The organism is Streptomyces sp. 3-6 (assembly GCF_056323165.1).
Genome location: NZ_JBWHZP010000001.1, coordinates 867,736 through 886,319 on the forward strand (window position 1 = coordinate 867,736; position 18,584 = coordinate 886,319).

Consider the following 18,584-nt stretch of genomic DNA (forward strand, 5'->3'; position numbering starts at 1 on the left):
TCGTGACGATCCGCGTAGGCATCAACGGGTTTGGCCGCATCGGGCGCAACTACTTCCGCGCACTGCTGGAACAGGGCGCCGACATCGAGATCGTGGCTGTCAATGACCTGGGTGACACCGCGACCACCGCACACCTGCTGAAGTACGACACCATCCTGGGGCGCATCAAGCAGGAGGTCACCCACACCGAGGACTCCATCACCGTCGGGGACAAGACGGTCAAGGTCCTCTCCGAGCGCAACCCCGCCGACATCCCGTGGGGCGAGCTCGGCGTCGACGTCGTCATCGAGTCGACCGGCATCTTCACCAAGAAGGAAGACGCCGAGAAGCACATCACCGGTGGCGCCAAGAAGGTCATCATCTCCGCTCCGGCGAAGAACGAGGACGTCACCATCGTGATGGGCGTCAACCAGGACCAGTACGACCCGGCGAACCACCACGTCATCTCCAACGCCTCCTGCACCACCAACTGCGTGGCGCCGCTGGCGAAGGTGCTCGACGAGAACTTCGGCATCGTCAAGGGCCTGATGACGACGGTGCACGCGTACACCAACGACCAGCGGATCCTGGACTTCCCGCACAAGGACCTGCGTCGTGCGCGGGCCGCCGCGGAGAACATCATCCCGACCACCACCGGTGCCGCCAAGGCCACCGCGCTGGTGCTGCCGCAGCTCAAGGGCAAGCTGGACGGCATCGCGATGCGCGTGCCGGTCCCGACCGGCTCGGTCACCGACCTGGTCGTCGAGCTGGGCCGCGAGGTCACCAAGGAAGAGGTCAACGCCGCCTTCCAGAAGGCCGGCGAGGGCGAGCTCAAGGGCCTGCTGGAGTACACGGAGGACCCGATCGTCTCCTCCGACATCGTCAACTCCCCGGCCTCCTGCACCTTCGACTCGTCCCTGACCATGGTCCAGGACGGCAAGAACGTGAAGGTCATCGGCTGGTACGACAACGAGTGGGGCTACGCCAACCGCCTCGTCGACCTGACCGTCTTCGTGGGCAACCAGCTCTGAGCGTGGAGCAGGCAACCTGATATGAGTGCAGGGCTCGGCCGGCGCACCGACGCGTCGACCGGGCCCTGACGCACGTATCGGAGCAGCCGCGCTCTTTCGATCACGAGCGATCACGAGCGAACACAAAGCTCTACAGGGAGCCCTCATGAAGACGATCGACGAACTCCTCTCCGAAGGAGTCGCGGGCCGGCGGGTCTTCGTCCGCGCCGACCTCAACGTGCCGCTGGACGGCACGACCATCACCGACGACGGACGCATCCGCGCCGTGCTGCCCACCGTCAACGCGCTCGCCGAGGCGGGCGCCCGCGTGATCGTGGCCTCGCACCTGGGCCGCCCCAAGGGCGCCCCGGACCCGGCCTTCTCCCTCGCGCCCGCCGCCGCCCGTCTCGGTGAACTGCGCGGCACCGAGGTCGCGTTCGCGACCGACACCGTCGGCGAGTCCGCCGCCTCCACCGTCGCCGGCCTGGCCGACGGGCAGGTCGCCGTCCTGGAGAACCTGCGCTTCAACGCCGGCGAGACCAGCAAGGACGACGCCGAACGCGCCGCCTTCGCCGACCGCCTGGCCGCACTCGCCGACCTCTACGTCGGCGACGGCTTCGGCGCCGTCCACCGCAAGCACGCCTCCGTCTACGACCTCCCGGCCCGCCTGCCGCACGCCGCCGGGTACCTCATCGCCACCGAGGTCGGCGTGCTGAGGAAGCTCACCGAGGACGTCGCGCGGCCCTACGTGGTCGCCCTCGGCGGGGCCAAGGTCTCCGACAAGCTCGCCGTCATCGACCAGCTGCTCGGCAAGGCCGACCGCATCCTCATCGGCGGCGGCATGGCGTACACCTTCCTCAAGGCCCAGGGCCACGAGGTGGGCGCCTCCCTGCTGCAGGAGGACCAGATCCCCGTCGTCCGCGAGTACCTGGAGCGCGCCGAGAAGACCGGCGTCGAGCTGGTCCTGCCGGTCGACACCCTGGTCACGGGCTCCTTCCCGGACATGAAGGCCAAGGCCCCGACCCACCCCGACACCGTCGCCGCGGACGCCGTCCCGGCCGACCGGATGGGCCTGGACATCGGCCCGGAGACCCGCAAGCTGTACGCCTCGAAGCTGGCCGACGCCGCCACCGTCTTCTGGAACGGCCCGATGGGCGTCTTCGAGCACCCCGACTACGCCGAGGGCACCCGCGCGGTCGCCCAGGCCCTCATCGACTCCCCGGGCTTCACCGTGGTCGGCGGCGGCGACTCCGCCGCGGCGGTCCGTACCCTGGGCTTCGACGAGCAGGCATTCGGCCACATCTCGACCGGAGGCGGCGCCTCCCTCGAATACCTCGAGGGCAAGACGCTCCCCGGCCTCGCCGCACTGGAGGACTGACCCTCAATGACCACCCGTACGCCGCTGATGGCGGGCAACTGGAAGATGAACCTCAACCACCTCGAGGCCATCGCCCACGTCCAGAAGCTGGCCTTCGCCCTGGCCGACAAGGACTACGAGGCCGTCGAGGTCGCCGTCCTGCCGCCCTTCACCGACCTGCGCTCCGTGCAGACCCTGGTCGAGGGCGACCAGCTCAAGATCAAGTACGGCGCCCAGGACATCTCCGCCCACGACGGCGGTGCCTACACCGGCGAGATCTCCGGCCCGATGCTGGCCAAGCTGAAGTGCACCTTCGTCGCGGTCGGCCACTCCGAGCGCCGCCAGTACCACGCCGAGACCGACGAGATCGTCAACGCCAAGGTCAAGGCCGCCTACAAGCACGGCCTCACGCCCATCCTGTGCGTCGGCGAGGAGCTGGAGGTCCGCGAGGCGGGCAACCACGTCGCCCACACCCTCGCGCAGGTCGAGGGCGGTCTGAAGGACGTCCCGGCCGAGCAGGCCGAGACCGTGGTGGTCGCCTACGAGCCCGTCTGGGCCATCGGCACCGGCAAGGTCTGCGGCGCGGAGGACGCCCAGGAGGTCTGCGGCGCGATCCGCGGCAAGCTGGCCGAGCTGTACAGCCAGGACGTGGCCGACAGGATCCGCATCCAGTACGGCGGCTCCGTCAAGTCCGGGAACGTCGGCGAGATCATGGCGCAGCCCGACATCGACGGCGCGCTGGTCGGCGGCGCCTCGCTGGACTCCGACGAGTTCGTGAAGATCGTCCGCTTCCGCGACCAGTGAGCGGACCGGCGGGCGGAGCAGCGAGTATGCGCTGACGGCGATCCGTCGTACCCTTGCGGGGTCCGGCATCGTGCCGGGCCCCGCGTCGTCCATCCGAATCCGAGGAAGTTGGTCCAGTCGTGGTCATGGGGTTCTCGATCGCCCTGATCGTCTTCAGCCTGCTGCTGATGCTGCTGGTGCTGATGCACAAGGGGAAGGGCGGCGGCCTCTCCGACATGTTCGGTGGCGGCATGCAGTCCTCCGTCGGCGGCTCCTCGGTCGCCGAGCGCAACCTCGACCGGATCACCGTCGTGGTCGGTCTGCTGTGGTTCGCGTGCATCGTCACCCTCGGCATCATGATGAAGATGAACAACTGAGCGACGCGCACCGTCCGGACACGGATCCGGACTCCCCCCGTACCCATTCGGTACGTAAGGCCCCATGTTCGGTACGCGCGGCCACGCGCGGCCTATCATGGGGCTCGCGTCTGGAATGCGGGGGCGGTAACTCCCACCACTGGACGCGCGTTGGGCCTTACGTAAACTGAGGCGCTCGCAGTGAAGCGGAACGCCGACTCGCTTCGCGGCACCATCACGCAGGGAGTTACGACCGTGGCAAGTGGCAACGCGATCCGGGGAAGCCGGGTCGGGGCGGGGCCGATGGGCGAGGCCGAGCGCGGCGAGTCCGCGCCGCGGCTGCGCGTCTCCTTCTGGTGCTCCAACGGACACGAGACCCAGCCCAGCTTCGCGAGCGACGCGCAGGTGCCCGACACCTGGGACTGCCCCCGCTGTGGCTTTCCGGCCGGGCAGGACCGCGACAATCCCCCGGACCCGCCGCGCACCGAGCCCTACAAGACGCACCTCGCCTATGTGCGCGAGCGGCGCAGCGACGCCGACGGTGAGGCGATCCTCGCCGAGGCGCTCGCCAAACTCCGCGGCGAGATCTAGGCGTTGACGGCCGGCCAGGCACCGCGCCGGGCCTGACCCGCCCGCCGCCTCACCCCCGCCCGCCCTCCCGCGGGCCGGCCCGGCACCGGTTGTCAGTGGTGCCCCCTACGGTTTCCGCAACGGTGCGCGTGCACCGCTGGGACCTGAGGAGCGGCAGTGACGACGGTGGAGTCCGCGGACCGGTGTGCGCCCACGTGGCGCGGAGGGTTCGGACGGCTGTGGAGCGCCGCGGTGCTGTCCAGCTTCGGAGACGCGCTGCGCACGGCAGCACTTCCCCTGCTGGCCGTGACCCTCACCGACGATCCGCTGCTCATCGCCTCCGTCACCGCCTGCGGCTACCTGCCGTGGATCGTCTTCGGACTCCTGGGCGGCGCCGTCGCCGACCGCGTCGACCAGCAGCGCGCCATGTGGACGGTCGACGCCCTGCGCGGCCTGCTGGTGGCCGCCTTCGCCGTGGCCGTGGCATCAGGACACGCCTCGATCGCCCTGCTCGTCGCGCTCGCCTTCACCCTCACCACGCTCCAGACCCTCTTCGACAACGCCGCCACCGCCCTGCTGCCCGCCCTCGTCGTCCGGGAGGCCCTGGGCAGCGCCAACGCCCGCCTGATGACCGGCCAGCGCCTGGCCGGCGGCCTGCTGGGCGGACCCGTCGTGCCGCTGCTGCTGACCGCGGGCGCCGCCGCGCCGTTCGCCGTCGACGCGGCCACCTACCTGCTGGCCGCCGCCCTCGTCGCCACCCTGCGCACCCCCGCGCCCGACCGCGCCCCCCGGCCGGCGGGCAGCACCCTGCGCCGGGAGATCGCCGACGGCCTGCGCACCCTCGTCCGGGACCGGGCGCTGCGCGGACTGTGCACCGCCACCGCCCTGTGCAACGTCGGCATGGGCGCCCTCATCGCGACCCTCGTCGTCCTGGTGACCGACTGGCTCGGCGCCGGGAACACCGGCTACGCGGTCGCCCTCACGGCGTACGCGGCCGGCAGCCTGGCCGGGGGAGCGGTCAACGGGCGCCTGGCCGACCGCCTCGGCCGGACCCGGGCCGTGCTCCTGGCCGGCACCGTGCAGTGCGCCGCCCTCGTCGCCATGGGCGCCGTCCGCCACCTCGGCGCCCTCACCGCCGCGCTGGCCGTCTTCGGCTTCATGGGCATGGTGTGGAACGTCAACACCACGACCCTGATGCAGGAACGCAGCCCCGCCGCCATGCTCGGCCGGATCAGCTCCGCCCACCGCACCCTCGCGGTCGCCGGGGCGCCCGTGGGCGCGCTGCTCGGCGGTGCCGTCGCCGCCGCCTGGGGCACCCGCACCCCGCCGCTGCTCGCCGCCGCCTTCTTCGTCCTGTCCGTCGCCGCGCTGATACCCGGAAGCCGTACGGACGTACCCCTTGTTGCGCCGGACGACGGCGTCACGACAGCTCACGTCCACCGCTGATCAATTAGGTTGGTAAGGGCAGCGGGGCAGGTACGCACAGGCAGCAAGGAAGAAGGCTGAAGTCCGAGATGAACGCAGACGGCCGTACCAGGCTCAACCAGACGCCGGAGTGGACCGCACTGGCCAAGCACCGCGAGGAGCTCGCCGAGGTGGGGCTGCGGGAGCTGTTCGCCGCCGACCCCGGCCGCGGCACCGGGTACACCCTGGGCGTCGGCGACCTGTACGTCGACTACTCCAAGCACCTGGTCACCGACGACACCCTGCGGCTGTTGCGGGAGCTGGCCGCCGCCACCGACGTGTTCGGTCTGCGCGACGCCATGTTCCGCGGCGAGCGGATCAACACCACCGAGGACCGCGCGGTCCTGCACACCGCCCTGCGGGCCCCCCGCGACGCGGTGATCGAGGTCGACGGGGAGAACGTCGTGCCGGCCGTGCACGCCGTCCTCGACCGGATGAGCTCCTTCGCCGACCGCATCCGTTCCGGCGAGTGGACCGGCCACACCGGCAAGCGGATCCGCAACGTGGTCAACGTCGGCATCGGCGGCTCCGACCTCGGCCCCGCCATGGCGTACGAGGTGCTGCGCGCCTACACCGACCGCGACCTCACCGTGCGCTTCGTGTCCAACGTGGACGGCGCCGACCTGCACGAGGCCACCCGCGACCTGGACCCGGCCGAGACGCTGTTCGTCATCGCGTCCAAGACCTTCACCACCATCGAGACCGTCACCAACGCCACCTCGGCCCGCACCTGGCTGCTCGACGCGCTGGGCGGCGACGAGGCCGCGGTGGCCAAGCACTTCGTGGCGCTGTCCACCAACGCGGAGAAGGTCGCCGAGTTCGGCATCGACACGGCCAACATGTTCGAGTTCTGGGACTGGGTCGGCGGCCGGTACTCCTACGACTCCGCGATCGGGCTGTCCCTGATGATCGCCATCGGCCCGGACCGCTTCCGGGAGATGCTCGACGGGTTCCGGATCGTCGACGAGCACTTCCGCACCGCGCCCCCCGAGTCCAACGTCCCGCTGCTGCTGGGCCTGTTGGGCATCTGGTACAACAACTTCCACGGTGCCCAGTCGCACGCCGTGCTGCCGTACTCGCACTACCTGTCGAAGTTCACGGCCTACCTCCAGCAGCTCGACATGGAGTCCAACGGCAAGTACGTCGACCGGGACGGACGCGAGGTGGACTGGCAGACCGGCCCTGTCGTCTGGGGCACCCCGGGCACCAACGGGCAGCACGCCTACTACCAGTTGCTCCACCAGGGCACCAAGCTGATCCCGGCGGACTTCATCGGCTTCGCCGAGCCGGTCGCCGAGCTGAGCGACGAACTCAAGGCCCAGCACGACCTGCTGATGGCCAACTTCTTCGCCCAGACGCAGGCCCTGGCCTTCGGCAAGACGCCGGACGAGGTGCGCGGTGAGGGGGTGCCCGAGGAGCTGGTGCCGCACAAGACCTTCCCCGGCAACCACCCCACGACGACCATCCTCGCGCGGGAGCTGACGCCGTCGGTGCTCGGCCAGCTCGTCGCGCTCTACGAGCACAAGGTGTTCGTGCAGGGCGCGGTCTGGAACATCGACTCCTTCGACCAGTGGGGCGTGGAGCTGGGCAAGGTCCTCGCCAAGCGGGTGGAGCCGGCGCTTACCGAGGGCGCCGAGGTGCCCGGCCTGGACGCCTCCACCCAGGCCCTGGTCGCCAGGTACCGGGAGCTGCGCGGACGGCGGTGAGACGCGGTGCGGGAGGCGGACGGCCGGGCGCCGTCCGCCTCCCGCACCGCTCCCGGCCGGTCCGCGCGGCTCGGGTCACAGCGCTCGGTCACAGCGCTCAGGCCACGGCGCTCAGGGTGTCCGCGAGGCGGCGGCGGGCGGCCCGGGCGGCGGGGACCGTCGCCAGCGCGGCGGCGCCCAGCACGGCCGCCGACCCGAGGGCCAGCAGGAAGAGGGCGGAGGGCCCCTGGGCGATGCCCGCGCCGATGCCGCTCGACCGGCCCTGGGCGTCGATCAGCCAGTGCGCCAGGGGCAGCCCCAGGGCGACGGCGACGACCACCGCCGCCAGGGCCGTGCCCGCCGTGGCGGTGACGGTGATCGCGGTGATCTGCCGGGGGGAGAGGCCGATCGCCTTCAGGGCCAGCAGGTCCCGCTCCCCCTCGCGCACCGTGCCGCCGATCGCGGTGAGCAGTTCGATCAGCCCGATGAGGGCGAGCACGACGACGAGCCCGAGCACCACCGCCCGCAGCGGGGACAGCCCGTCCGCCGGGTTGGCCACCGCGTGCACGTCGAGGTGGCCGTCGCCCGCCGCGGTCAGCCGGTCGGCCACTGCCTGCGGATCGGCGCCGGGGGTCAGTTCGAGCTGGTGCAGGGTGGGCCGCAGATCCGGGTCGTTCGCGCGGAGCGTGTCGAGGGGGGTCGAGATCACCCGGCCGGCGTTCTCCGGTTCGATGCTGCGGCCCACGATGTGCAGGATCTGCGGCCGGTCGCCGACGGTGACCCGCACCCAGTCGCCGACCCGCACGTGCAGCAGGTCGAGCAGTCCCTGGCCGGCCACCGCCTCGTCCGGACCGCGGGCCGCCCTGCCCTCGGCCAGCGTGAACGGGTACGGCTCCTGGTGCGTGCCCAGACCGCGCAGCGCGATGGTGGCGGTCTGCCCGGGCACCAGGGCGGCCACCTCCACCCCCGGGTGGGCGGCCACGACCTGCGGATCGCGCTCCAGCAGGGCGCGCGCCCGAGCGTCGTCGAGGGTGGCGTCGGCGCGGGCGCTGAGCGCCGCGGGCAGTCCCATCCGCTCGGGGCTGCTGTGGAAGCGGTCGATGGTGGTCCACGCGCTCATCGCGACCACGATCAGCAGCAGCGGCAGCGTCAGCCGCGCGACCGTGCCCAGGGAGCGCGGACGGCGCGAGAACGCCTTGTGCCAGCCCAGCACCAGCGCCGGCGGCACCCGCAGGCCCAGCGCCCCCCGCGCGGCCCCGGTCAGCCGTCCGGCGGGCGGGGCGGCCGGCCGGGGCACCGGTACGGGGGGCACCCGTCCGGCCCGCCAGGCGGCCAGCCCGGTGGTCGCGCCGATGAACAGCACCGCCCCCGCCGGCACGGCGACCAGGGCCGCCGTGTGGCCGGGCAGCCCCTGCCACACGGCCAGCGCGTCCCCGAGGCGCCCCGGCACGGCCCCGCCCAGCGCCTCGATGAGGACGGCGGCGGCGACGGCGCCCAGCAGGGCGTAGAGCAGGTGCTGGACGAGGAACACCCGCACCACCTGGCCCGGTGTGAAGCCGATGGCCTTCAGCACGGAGATGTCCCGCAGGTGACCCCGGATCCGGGTGGTGATGGCGCCGTGCACGGCGAACCCGGCGGCCACCAGCGCGCCCAGCCCGAACAGGCCGAGCACCTGCCCCAGCAGCCGGTTGTCGCCCTGCGCCTCGGCCCGCGCCTGCTGCCAGGTCGACACCTCGCCGATGGCCCCGGCGCCCAGCACGGTCACCGCCCGCTGCACCGCGTAGCCGGTGTCGCCGGGGTCGGTCAGGCGCAGCCCGATCACCTGCCCGTCCGGGTCGGCCAGGGCGGTCGGCGGGGCCCAGACCACGCCCCGCTGCTCACCCGGCCGGTAGCGGGGCTCGGCGCTGTCGGCGACGCCCACCACGGTCAGCGTGCGGCTCGTGCCGGGCACCGTCAGGGTGTCCCCGGGCGCGGTGAGCAGGGCCCGGGCGAGACGGCTCTCCAGGACCACGCCGTCCGGCACGGCCGGGTCCAGCCAGTGGCCGGAGACGATCAGCGGGCGGCCGGTGCCGGGCCGTTCGGTGGTGCCGCGCAGCTCCACGGAGGCCCGGCTGCCGCGCGAGGCGAGCGTCACGGGCTCGGTCGGGTAGGGGCCGGCGACGGAGTCCACGCCGTCCAGGGCGGCCAGTCCGCCGGCGTCGGCCCCGGCGGCGGTGTGCAGGGTGACGTGCGCGCCGCGGGCCTGGGCGAAGACCCGCTGCCACGGGTTGGTGGCGTAGCCGAACAGCGCGGTGGCCAGCAGCAGGGACGCCACGATGCCCGCGGTGGCGAGCACGAGGAACAGCGCCTCGCCGCGGTGCGTGCGCAGGTCGGACTGCGCCCAGCGCAGGGTGGCTCGCACGGGTCTCACTCCCTCGGCGCGCGACGGTCGGACACCGGCATGTCAGTCCTTGAGCTCCAGCACGCCGGAGATGCCCTTGCCGCGCGGCGCCGGGCCGTCGAGGCGGGCGTCGTCGGCGATCCGGCCGTCGAAGAAGCTGATCACCCGGTCCGCGGCACTCGCCAGCCGCGCGTCGTGGGTGACCATCACGATCGTCTGGCCGCGCTGGTGGAAGCGGGACAGCAGCCGCATCACCTCGCGGGTGCCCTTGCTGTCCAGGCTGCCCGCGGGCTCGTCGGCGAGCAGCAGCGGCGGGTGGTTGACCAGGGCCCGGGCGAGCGCGACCCGCTGCTGCTCGCCGCCGGACAGCTCGCCCGGCATGCTGCGCTCCTTGCCGGTCAGGCCCAGCTCCGCGAGCAGCGCCTCGCGCTCCTCGCGCGCCTTGCGGGGCGGCACCCCGGCGAGCAGGGCGGGCAGCTCCACGTTGTCGGACACGGACAGGTCGGAGACGAGGTTGAAGAACTGGAAGACGATCCCGATGCGTTTGCGGCGCTCCACCGCCCAGCGGGCCTCGCCGTAGCCGTCGGTGCACTCGCCGTCCAGCCAGAGGGTGCCCTCGTCCGGCCGCTGGAGCCCGCCGAGCAGGTGCAGCAGCGTCGACTTGCCCGCGCCGGAGGGGCCGGTGATCGCCACGAACTCACCGCGGTCCACGGACAGGTCCACGCCCCGTACGGCGTGCGCCGGGGCGCCCTCGCCGTGGTGGGTCTTGACCAGGCGTTCGGCGCGCAGCACGGGAGCGGTGCTCTCGCTCACTCCAGCTCCTCCAGCTCTTCCTGGCACCGTTCGAGCCAGTCGAGGTCGGCCTGCAGGTGCAGCATCGCTCCCTCGATCAGGAGGTGGGCGATGCGGTTGTCCCGGTCTTCCGCGGCGGCCAGCCTCGACAGCTCCCGCATGGTGTTGAGGTACTGCCGCCGCTGCTTGTTGATCAGGGTGACCTGGTCCACGCCACCGGACCGGGGCGCGAGCGCCAGCTTCATGAAGAACTCGTCCCGCACCCGCGGCTCGTCGGCGGTCTCCTCGAACCAGGCGTCCAGTGCCTCCCGCCCGGCGTCGGTGAGGTGGTAGACCTTCTTGTTGGGCCGGCTCGACTGCTCGACGCTCTCGCCCTCGATCAGCCCCGACTTCTCCAGGCGGCCGAGGGTCACGTAGATCTGGCCGACGTTCGGCTGAGGGTACGCGGAGCCCAGCAGTTGCTCAAGGTCCTGCTTGAGCTCGTAGCCGTGCGCCGGGCCGCGCGCGAGCAGCGCCAGGAGGGGCAGCCGCACTCGTGCTCTCCTCCTCCTGTGGGTAATGTGCCGCAGGCCCTAGTATCGCCCATACCTAACCGGTATACATGGCCTCTGACTCCCGGACGAAGGTGACCGGGTGCCGGTGTACAGGGAGGAACCTATGCGGTGGATCCATGCCGCGGGTAGGGGCCTTCTCGTCCTCGTCGTCGTGCTGACCGGCTACGTGGCCTCCGGGGCACGGGCGGACGAGGGCCCGGGGGACGGCCGCGGCCCGCTCACGCTGGCCACCGCGGGGGACCTCACCGGCTATCTCGGCCCCCTCCTGGAGGGCTGGAACCGAGGCCATCCCGACGAGCGGGTCACCCTCGTCGAACTGCCCGACTCGGCCGACGAGACGCGCGCCCAGATGATCACCGACCTGCGGTCCCGCGGGCGGTTCGACGTGCTCAACATCGACGTCAGCTGGACCTCCGAGTTCGCCGCGGCGGGCTGGATCCGTCCGCTGCCGCGGGAGAGCTTCCCGCTGGACACCTTCCTGCCCCGGGTCGTCGACACCGCGACCTACGACGACCGGCTCCACGCGGTGCCCTACGTCACCAACGCGGGACTGCTGCTCTACCGCAAGGACGTCCTCGCCGCCGAGGGCGTCCCGCCGCCGCGCACCTGGGCCGAACTGGAACGGGCCGCGCGGACGCTCGCGCCGAAGCACGGACTGGACGGCTACGCGGGCCAGTTCCTGCCGTACGAGGGCCTGACCGTCAACGCGGCCGAGGCCGTCTACTCGGCGGGCGGCACCATCCTCGGCGACGAGGGCGAGCGGGTCACGGTCGACTCCCGCGCGGCCCGCGAGGGCATCGGCTTCCTCGCCCGCGGGGTCCGCGAGGGCTGGATCCCCGAGGAGGCGCTGGCCTACAAGGAGGAGGAGTCCAAGCAGGCGTTCCAGGACGGGCGGCTGCTGTTCCTGCGGAACTGGCCCTACGCCTACGTCGCCGCCTCCGCCCCGGAGTCCGAGGTGGCCGGGAAGGTCGGCGCCGTGCCGCTGCCCGGCGCGGACGGACCGGGGACCAGTGTGCTCGGCGGCTCCAACCTGGCCGTCAGCAGCGCGTCACCGCACCCGGAGTCCGCCGCGCGCCTGATCGCCTACCTCACCAGCGAGTCCGTGCAGCGCCAGGTCCTCACCCGGGGCGCGCTGCCCCCGGTGCGGGCGGACCTGTACGACGACCCGGAGCTGATCCGGCGGTTCCCCTACCTGCCGACCCTGCGCGAGAGCGTGCTCGCCGCCGCGCCGCGCCCCAAGAGCCCGCACTACGACCAGGTGAGCCTGGTCGTGCAGGCGGTCGTGCACGACGCGATGACCGGGCGGCAGACGCCCGAGGCCGCCGTGCGCCGGCTGGCGGCCGAGCTGGCCGCCGTCTCCTCGCGCTAGCCCCTTCCCCCGGCCCTCCGCCGCCGCCCCCTAGTTACTTGTTAGGTAACGCGGACGTCTCGACTGTGCCCGAGGTGTCCTGACTCATGCCTGTTTGTGCAGGTCGACCAGCCGGTAGCTTCCGTCCCTTTCATTGACACCCCACGGAGACGCCTACCTAACATGCATGCATAACGAACAGCGCTTCTCACAGACAGGTCAATGGGGTGAACAGGCACCACTGGTGGCGTGACGCGGTGATCTATCAGGTGTACGTCCGCAGCTTCCTGGACAGCACCGGTGACGGCATCGGCGATCTCGCCGGCGTCAGGGCGGGACTGCCGTACCTGAAGAAGCTCGGCGTGGACGGGATCTGGCTCAGCCCGTTCTACCCCTCACCGCAGCACGACCACGGCTACGACGTCGCCGACTACTGCGACGTCGACCCCGTCTTCGGCGACCTCGACGAGTTCGACCGGCTGATCGGCACCGCCCGGCGGCTGGGCATCAAGGTGCTGCTGGACATCGTCCCGAACCACTGCTCCAGCGAGCACCCGTGGTTCCGCGAGGCCCTCGCCGCGGCCCCCGGCAGCCCGGAGCGCGCCCGCTTCCACTTCGCCGACGGCCGCGGCCCCGACGGCTCCGAGCCGCCCAACAACTGGCACGCCATGTTCGGCGGCCCGGCCTGGACCCGCGTCACCGAACCCGACGGCCGGCCCGGCCAGTGGTACCTGCACATGTTCACGCCCGAGCAGCCGGACTGGAACTGGCGCGACCCCGAGGTCGCCGAGGAGTTCGACCGCACCCTGCGGTTCTGGCTCGACCGGGGCGTCGACGGCTTCCGCATCGACGTCGCCGCGGGCCTCTTCAAGCACCCCGAGCTGCCCGACTCCCCGGACCCGGAGGCCGACGCCCGCACCCGCGACTCGGTCAACCCGCTCGCCTGGAACCAGCCCGAGGTCCACGACGTGTGGCGGCACTGGCGCGCGGTGTGCGAGGAGTACACCGCCCGCGACGGCCGCGAACGCCTCCTGGTCGGCGAGGTCTCCGTGCCGTCCGCCCGCGAGCACGCCCAGTACGTCCGCCCCGACGAACTGCACCAGGCGTTCTTCTTCGACCTGCTGGGCGCCCCCTGGGACGCCGACGCCTTCCGCAAGGTCATCTCCGAAGCCATGCAGGACATCGCCGGCACCGGCTCGACCGTCACCTGGGTCCTCAACAACCACGACCAGGTCCGCACCGTCACCCGCTACGGCGAACACACCCCCGAGAGCAGCGGCCTCGGCCCCGCCCGTGCCCGGGCCGCCGCCCTGCTGATGCTGGCGCTGCCCGGCGCCGCCTACATCTACCAGGGCGAGGAACTGGGCCTGCCCGAGGTCGTCGACCTGCCCGACGACGTGCTCACCGACCCGATCTTCCGCCGCACCGGCAGCCGCGCCCGGATCCGCGACGGCTGCCGGGTGCCGCTGCCCTGGTCGGGCCAGGCGTCCCCGTTCGGCTTCACCTCCGGCACCGAGGCCGCCCGGCCCTGGCTGCCGCAGCCGGACTGGTTCGCCGAGTACGCCACCGACCGCGCCCTCGCCGACACCCGGTCCTTCTGGCACCTCTACCGCGACGGCCTCCAGCTGCGCGCCGCCCTCGACCAGCTCGGCGACGGCCTGCTGCGCTGGCTGGACTCCCAGCCCGGCGTCCTCGCCTTCGTCCGCGGCGACGACCTGGTCTGCGCCGTCAACTTCGGCACCGCCCCCGTACCCGCCCCGGTCGACGGCGTCCCGCTGCTCGCCAGCGGCCCCTGCCCGCCCGGGGTGCTGCCCGGCTCCACCGCCGCCTGGTGGATCACCGGCACCTGAACCCCCACGCCTGCCGTTCCCCCCTCTTCCTCCCTCTCCACGGATCCCGAAGGGACATCACCGATGATGCGACGACGCACCACCCTGATCACCGGATGCACCGCCCTCGTCCTCGCCCTCGGCGCCACCGCATGCGGCGGCGGCGACCCGGTCTCGGCCGGCGGCGGCGACAAGTCGCTCGACGGGCAGACCGTCACCGTCGCCGGTGTCTGGTCCGGCAGCGAGCAGAAGAACTTCCAGAAGGTGCTGGACGCCTTCACCGAGAAGACCGGCGCCACGACACAGTTCGTGTCCACCGGCGACAACGTCTCCACCGTCGTCGGCAGCAAGATCGAGGGCGGCAACGCCCCCGACGTCGTGTTGGTCCCCCAGGTCGGCGTGCTCCAGCAGTTCGCCGAGAAGGGCTGGCTCAAGCCGCTGGACAAGGACGTCCAGGCGACGGTGGAGGACAACTTCGCCCAGGTGTGGCGCGACTACGGCACCGTCGACGACACCCTGTACGGCCTCTACTTCAAGGCCGCCCACAAGTCCACCGTCTGGTACAGCCCGGAGGCCCTCGAACAGGCCGGGGTGAAGGAGCCCAAGACCTTCGACGAGATGCTGGAGAACGGCAGGACGATCTCCGACTCCGGTCTCGCCGCGTTCTCCGTCGCCGGTCAGGACGGCTGGACGCTCACCGACTGGTTCGAGAACGTCTACCTCTCCCAGGCCGGGCCAGAGAAGTACGACGCCCTCGCCGCCCACGAGATCAAGTGGACCGACCCCACCGTGGTCGACGCGCTCACCACCCTCGGCACGCTGTTCAAGGACAAGCAGCTCATCGCCGGCGGCCAGAAGGGCGCCCTGAACACCGACTTCCCCGGCTCCGTGGAGAAGGTCTTCGGCCCGAAGGCCGAGGCCGCCATGGTCTACGAGGGCGACTTCGTCGCCGGTGTGGCCAAGGACCAGTTCGGCCGGACCATCGGCACCGACGCCGACTTCTTCCCCTTCCCGCCGGTCGGTGACGGCAAGGCGCCCGTGGTCAGCGGCGGCGACGCGGCCGTCGTGCTCAAGGACGGCAAGAACGCCGAGGCCGGCATGGCCCTCATGGAGTACCTCGCCACCCCCGAGGCCGCGGCCGTGTGGGCCGAGGCCGGTGGCTTCCTCTCCCCGAACAAGAAGCTGGACCTCGCCTCCTACGGCGACGACGTCACCCGCGCCACCGCCGAATCCTTGATCAACGCCGGCGACTCGGTCCGCTTCGACATGTCCGACCAGGCCCCCGCCGCCTTCGGCGGCACCAAGGGCGCCGGCGAGTGGAAGATCCTGCAGGACTTCCTGCGCGACCCGGCCGACCCGGCGAAGACCGCCGCCGAGCTCGAGGCCGCCGCTGCCAAGGCCTACGGGAACTGACCGCCGTGACCGCCACCGTGGTGAAAGAGGCGAAGCCTCCGGCACCCGTGCATCCCGACGGCGCGCGCGGCCGGCGCGCGCGCCGCCGGGGGCGGGTCGTCGCCCTGCTGTTCGTCCTGCCCGCACTGCTCCTGCTGGGCGCGCTCGTCGTGTACCCCGTGCTGTTCTCCGTCGGCCGCAGCCTGTTCGACGCGTCCGGCTCGCAGTTCGTGGGGGTCGACAACTACACCGAGATGTTCCGCGACCCGACCACCCTCACCGCCGTACGGAACACGGCGATCTGGGTGGTCGTCGCCCCCACCCTGCTCACCGGCCTGGGCCTGATCCTGGCCGTGCTGGTGGAGAAGATCCGCTGGGCCACCGCCTTCAAGCTGCTGCTGTTCATGCCGATGGCGGTGTCCTTCCTGGCGGCCGGCATCATCTTCCGGCTCGCCTACGACGAGGACCCCGACAAGGGCGTCCTCAACGCGGCCGTCGTCGGCGTCCACGACGCCTTCCGGGGCACCTCGTCCTACCCGGACGCCCGCCCCCGCGACGACGAGGGCCTGACCCGGCAGCCGGACGGCTCGTACGCCACCGGCGCGGACGTCTCGCCCGGCGGCACGGCGGCTCTCGGCCTGGTCGGCATCGCCCCCAAGGACCTGCCCGGCGACGCCGAACCCGCCCGCGAGGCGGCGGCCCGCACGGCCGGCGCCGACGAGGTGAGCGGGGTCGTCTACCTGGACTTCACCCCCGGCGGGGGAGGCGAGCCCGGCGTGGTCGACGACCGGGAGAGCGGACTGCCCGGGATGAAGGTCGAGGCGGTCCGCGACGGGAAGACCGTCGCGAGCACGACCACCGCCGCCGACGGATCCTTCCGCTTCACCGGCCTCGAAGGCGGCGGCTACACCCTGAAGCTGCCCGCCGACAACTTCGCGCCGCCCTACGAGGGCATCTCCTGGCTGGGCCCCACCCTCGTCACCCCCGCCATCATCGGCGCCTACCTGTGGATCTGGACCGGCTTCGCCATGGTGCTGATCGGCGCGGGCCTCGCCGCCCTGCCCCGGGACGCCCTGGAGGCGGCCCGGATGGACGGCGCCAACGAGTGGCAGATCTTCCGCAGGATCACCGTCCCGCTCCTCGCGCCCGTGCTCACCGTCGTCTTCGTCACCCTGGTGATCAACGTGATGAAGGTCTTCGACCTCGTCTACATCATCGCGCCGGGGCCGGTGCAGGAGGACGCGACCGTGCTGGCCACCCAGATGTGGCTGGTCTCCTTCGGCGGCGGCAACGACCAGGGGCTGGGCAGCGCCCTCGGCGTGCTCCTGCTGCTGCTCGTCATCCCCGCCATGGTCTTCAACGTCCGACGCTTCCGAAGGAGCCAGCGATGAACGCGATCCGGCGCGGGCTGAGCAGCGCCGTGGTGCAGGCCTTCCTGGTCGTCATCGGCCTGGTGTGGATGACCCCGCTGGCCGGGCTGTTCCTGTCCTCGATGCGGTCCGCCGAGGACACCGCCAAGGGCGGCTGGTGGACCGTCTTCACCAGCCCCGGGCAGCTGTCCTTCGACAACTACACGGCGCTGCTGAAGAACTCGGGCATGACCCAGGCGTTCTGGAACACCGTGCTGATCTCGGTGCCGACCACCGTGCTCGTCGTGGTCGTCGCCGCGCTCGCCGGATACGCCTTCGCCTGGCTGGACTTCCCCGGCCGCGAGCCCGTCTTCCTGCTGGTCGTGGCCCTGTTGGTGGTCCCGGTGCAGATCGGTCTGCTGCCGGTCGCCAAACTCTTCGGCCAGCTGGGGCTGTTCGGCACCATCCCCGGCGTCGTGCTGTTCCACGTGGCGTACGGGCTGCCGTTCGCCGTGTTCCTGCTGCGCAACTACTTCGCGGAGATGCCGAAGGAGATGCTGGAGGCCGCCCGGATGGACGGCGGCACCGAGTGGCGGATCTTCACCCGCCTGGTGCTGCCGGTGGGCCGCCCGGCCATCGCCAGCCTGGCCATCTTCCAGTTCCTGTGGGTGTGGAACGACATGCTGGTGGCGCTGCTGTTCGCGGACAGCTCCTCGCAGCCCCTGACGGTGGAACTGCAGTCGCAGATCCGCCAGTTCGGCAGCAACATCGACGTGCTGGCGCCGGGCGCGTTCCTGTCGCTGATCGTGCCGGTGGTCGTGTTCTTCGCCTTCCAGCGGCACTTCGTGCAGGGCGTCATGGCGGGGTCCGTGAAGTAGCCGGACGGCGAAGGGGCGGTGAGGAAGACACCCTCACCGCCCCTTCGCCGTTCCGTACACCCGGCGGGCCGCCTACGGCGACACCGCCGGCAGCAGCGACGGCGGCACCCGGGACGCCGCCGCCGCGTCCAGCAGCCACACGGTGCGCTCCCGTCCCCGGGCGCCCGCCGCCGGCGCCTGGATCTCGCCCGCGCCCGACAGGGCGACGGCCGCGGCCTCCGCCTTGTCCTCCCCGGCGGCCAGCAGCCACACCTCGCGGGCCGCCCGGATCGCGGGCAGGGTCAGCGACACCCGGGTCGGCGGGGGCTTGGGCGCGTCGCGCACCCCCACCACGGTCCGCTCGGTCTCCCGCACCGCGGGCAGCTCCGGGAACAGGGACGCCACGTGCGTGTCCGGGCCCACGCCCAGCATCAGGACGTCGAACTCCGGGACCGCGCCGTGCCCCCCGGGACCCGCGGCCCGCGCCAGCTCCTGCGCGTACGCGGCGGCCGCCGCGTCCACGTCGTCGCCGTGCGGTCCGTCCGAGGCGGGCATGGCGTGCACCCGCTCCGGGTCCAGCGGCACCGCGTCGAGCAGCGCCTCACGGGCCTGGGTGACATTGCGCTCCGGGTCGCCCTCGGGCAGGAACCGCTCGTCCCCCCACCACAGGTCGACCCGCTTCCAGTCCACGGCGTCCCGCGCGGGGGCCGCCGCCAGCGCGGCCAGCAGACCGTTGCCGTTGCGGCCCCCGGTCAGCACGACGGACGCCGAGCCCCGCGCGGACTGCGCGTCCACGACCGCGGTGATCAGCCGGGCCGCCGCGGCCCGCGCCATCAGTTCCTTGTCACGGTGCACGACCAGCCGGGGTGCCGTACTCAT

At 72.2% G+C, this 18,584-nt stretch carries 16 protein-coding genes; 12 read left to right on the top strand and 4 right to left on the bottom strand.

Annotation, left to right across the window (positions count from 1 at the left end; translation table 11 throughout):
* The first annotated feature begins 2 nt into the window (after nt 1-2).
* The 7 genes from gap to pgi all read left to right on the top strand — a co-directional run bounded on the left by gap (nt 3) and on the right by pgi (nt 7,225).
* Nucleotides 3-1,010, top strand: coding sequence for a type I glyceraldehyde-3-phosphate dehydrogenase (gene gap, locus AC02VZ_RS03575; protein WP_362088925.1), 1,008 nt, complete (start codon nt 3-5; stop codon nt 1,008-1,010).
* A gap of 145 nt (nt 1,011-1,155) precedes the next feature.
* Entirely contained in the window at nt 1,156-2,367 is a 1,212-nt protein-coding gene (locus AC02VZ_RS03580; protein WP_432053977.1) for a phosphoglycerate kinase, read from the top strand.
* Between the two features lie 6 nt (nt 2,368-2,373).
* Nucleotides 2,374-3,150 (top strand): triose-phosphate isomerase, encoded by a 777-nt coding sequence (gene tpiA, locus AC02VZ_RS03585; RefSeq protein ID WP_476474479.1) that lies wholly within the window; start codon nt 2,374-2,376, stop codon nt 3,148-3,150.
* 125 nt (nt 3,151-3,275) lie between these two features.
* The gene (gene secG / locus AC02VZ_RS03590) at nt 3,276-3,506 is read left to right on the top strand and encodes a preprotein translocase subunit SecG (RefSeq protein ID WP_203609785.1); all 231 of its coding nucleotides are present in this window, start codon (nt 3,276-3,278) and stop codon (nt 3,504-3,506) included.
* A gap of 234 nt (nt 3,507-3,740) precedes the next feature.
* Nucleotides 3,741-4,076 carry an RNA polymerase-binding protein RbpA gene (locus AC02VZ_RS03595; protein ID WP_078066843.1) on the top strand — a complete coding sequence of 112 codons (336 nt, stop codon included), beginning with the start codon at nt 3,741-3,743 and terminating at the stop codon, nt 4,074-4,076.
* 156 nt (nt 4,077-4,232) lie between these two features.
* Nucleotides 4,233-5,501 (top strand): MFS transporter, encoded by a 1,269-nt coding sequence (locus AC02VZ_RS03600; RefSeq protein ID WP_476474480.1) that lies wholly within the window; start codon nt 4,233-4,235, stop codon nt 5,499-5,501.
* Between the two features lie 68 nt (nt 5,502-5,569).
* Entirely contained in the window at nt 5,570-7,225 is a 1,656-nt protein-coding gene (pgi, locus tag AC02VZ_RS03605; RefSeq protein ID WP_164335267.1) for a glucose-6-phosphate isomerase, read from the top strand.
* Nucleotides 7,226-7,322: 97 nt separating this feature from the next.
* On the opposite strand, the gene AC02VZ_RS03610 is transcribed toward pgi, so the two are convergent.
* Genes AC02VZ_RS03610 through AC02VZ_RS03620 form a run of 3 tightly spaced genes read right to left on the bottom strand, consistent with a single transcriptional unit; the run spans nt 7,323 to nt 10,909 of the window.
* Nucleotides 7,323-9,605, bottom strand: coding sequence for an FtsX-like permease family protein (locus AC02VZ_RS03610; RefSeq protein WP_476474481.1), 2,283 nt, complete (start codon nt 9,603-9,605; stop codon nt 7,323-7,325).
* Between the two features lie 42 nt (nt 9,606-9,647).
* Nucleotides 9,648-10,397: an ABC transporter ATP-binding protein gene (locus tag AC02VZ_RS03615; protein ID WP_362088919.1), complete on the bottom strand. Its 750-nt coding sequence runs from the start codon at nt 10,395-10,397 to the stop codon at nt 9,648-9,650.
* Nucleotides 10,394-10,909 carry a PadR family transcriptional regulator gene (locus AC02VZ_RS03620; RefSeq protein WP_362088918.1) on the bottom strand — a complete coding sequence of 172 codons (516 nt, stop codon included), beginning with the start codon at nt 10,907-10,909 and terminating at the stop codon, nt 10,394-10,396. The genes AC02VZ_RS03615 and AC02VZ_RS03620 overlap by 4 nt, the downstream gene beginning before the upstream one ends.
* Before the next feature lie 124 nt (nt 10,910-11,033).
* Between AC02VZ_RS03620 and AC02VZ_RS03625 the strand changes: the two genes are divergently transcribed.
* From AC02VZ_RS03625 to AC02VZ_RS03645, 5 genes are all read left to right on the top strand, one after another.
* A complete protein-coding gene (locus AC02VZ_RS03625) occupies nt 11,034-12,299 on the top strand; it encodes an ABC transporter substrate-binding protein (RefSeq protein WP_476474482.1) in 1,266 nt (421 codons plus the stop codon).
* 206 nt (nt 12,300-12,505) lie between these two features.
* Complete coding sequence (locus AC02VZ_RS03630) at nt 12,506-14,128, top strand: glycoside hydrolase family 13 protein (protein ID WP_476474483.1); 1,623 nt, start codon at nt 12,506-12,508, stop codon at nt 14,126-14,128.
* Between the two features lie 63 nt (nt 14,129-14,191).
* Complete coding sequence (locus AC02VZ_RS03635) at nt 14,192-15,520, top strand: ABC transporter substrate-binding protein (RefSeq protein ID WP_476474484.1); 1,329 nt, start codon at nt 14,192-14,194, stop codon at nt 15,518-15,520.
* Between the two features lie 5 nt (nt 15,521-15,525).
* A complete protein-coding gene (locus AC02VZ_RS03640; protein WP_476474485.1) occupies nt 15,526-16,890 on the top strand; it encodes an ABC transporter permease in 1,365 nt (454 codons plus the stop codon).
* Nucleotides 16,887-17,726 carry a carbohydrate ABC transporter permease gene (locus AC02VZ_RS03645; protein WP_432053966.1) on the top strand — a complete coding sequence of 280 codons (840 nt, stop codon included), beginning with the start codon at nt 16,887-16,889 and terminating at the stop codon, nt 17,724-17,726. The genes AC02VZ_RS03640 and AC02VZ_RS03645 overlap by 4 nt, the downstream gene beginning before the upstream one ends.
* Nucleotides 17,727-17,798: 72 nt before the next feature.
* Here the strand turns inward: AC02VZ_RS03645 and pgl are convergent, their stop codons facing one another.
* Nucleotides 17,799-18,584 carry a 6-phosphogluconolactonase gene (gene pgl / locus AC02VZ_RS03650; protein WP_476474486.1) on the bottom strand — a complete coding sequence of 262 codons (786 nt, stop codon included), beginning with the start codon at nt 18,582-18,584 and terminating at the stop codon, nt 17,799-17,801.

Bases quoted from the DNA above. Each gene is read 5' to 3' on its own strand.
- AC02VZ_RS03580 (WP_432053977.1), top strand. From the start codon at position 1,156: ATGAAGACGATCGACGAACTCCTCTCCGAAGGAGTCGCGGGCCGGCGG.
- tpiA (WP_476474479.1), top strand. From the start codon at position 2,374: ATGACCACCCGTACGCCGCTGATGGCGGGCAACTGGAAGATGAACCTC.
- secG (WP_203609785.1), top strand. From the start codon at position 3,276: ATGGGGTTCTCGATCGCCCTGATCGTCTTCAGCCTGCTGCTGATGCTG.
- pgi (WP_164335267.1), top strand. From the start codon at position 5,570: ATGAACGCAGACGGCCGTACCAGGCTCAACCAGACGCCGGAGTGGACC.
- AC02VZ_RS03625 (WP_476474482.1), top strand. From the start codon at position 11,034: ATGCGGTGGATCCATGCCGCGGGTAGGGGCCTTCTCGTCCTCGTCGTC.
- AC02VZ_RS03635 (WP_476474484.1), top strand. From the start codon at position 14,192: ATGATGCGACGACGCACCACCCTGATCACCGGATGCACCGCCCTCGTC.
- AC02VZ_RS03645 (WP_432053966.1), top strand. From the start codon at position 16,887: ATGAACGCGATCCGGCGCGGGCTGAGCAGCGCCGTGGTGCAGGCCTTC.
- pgl (WP_476474486.1), bottom strand. From the start codon at position 18,584: ATGAGTACGGCACCCCGGCTGGTCGTGCACCGTGACAAGGAACTGATG.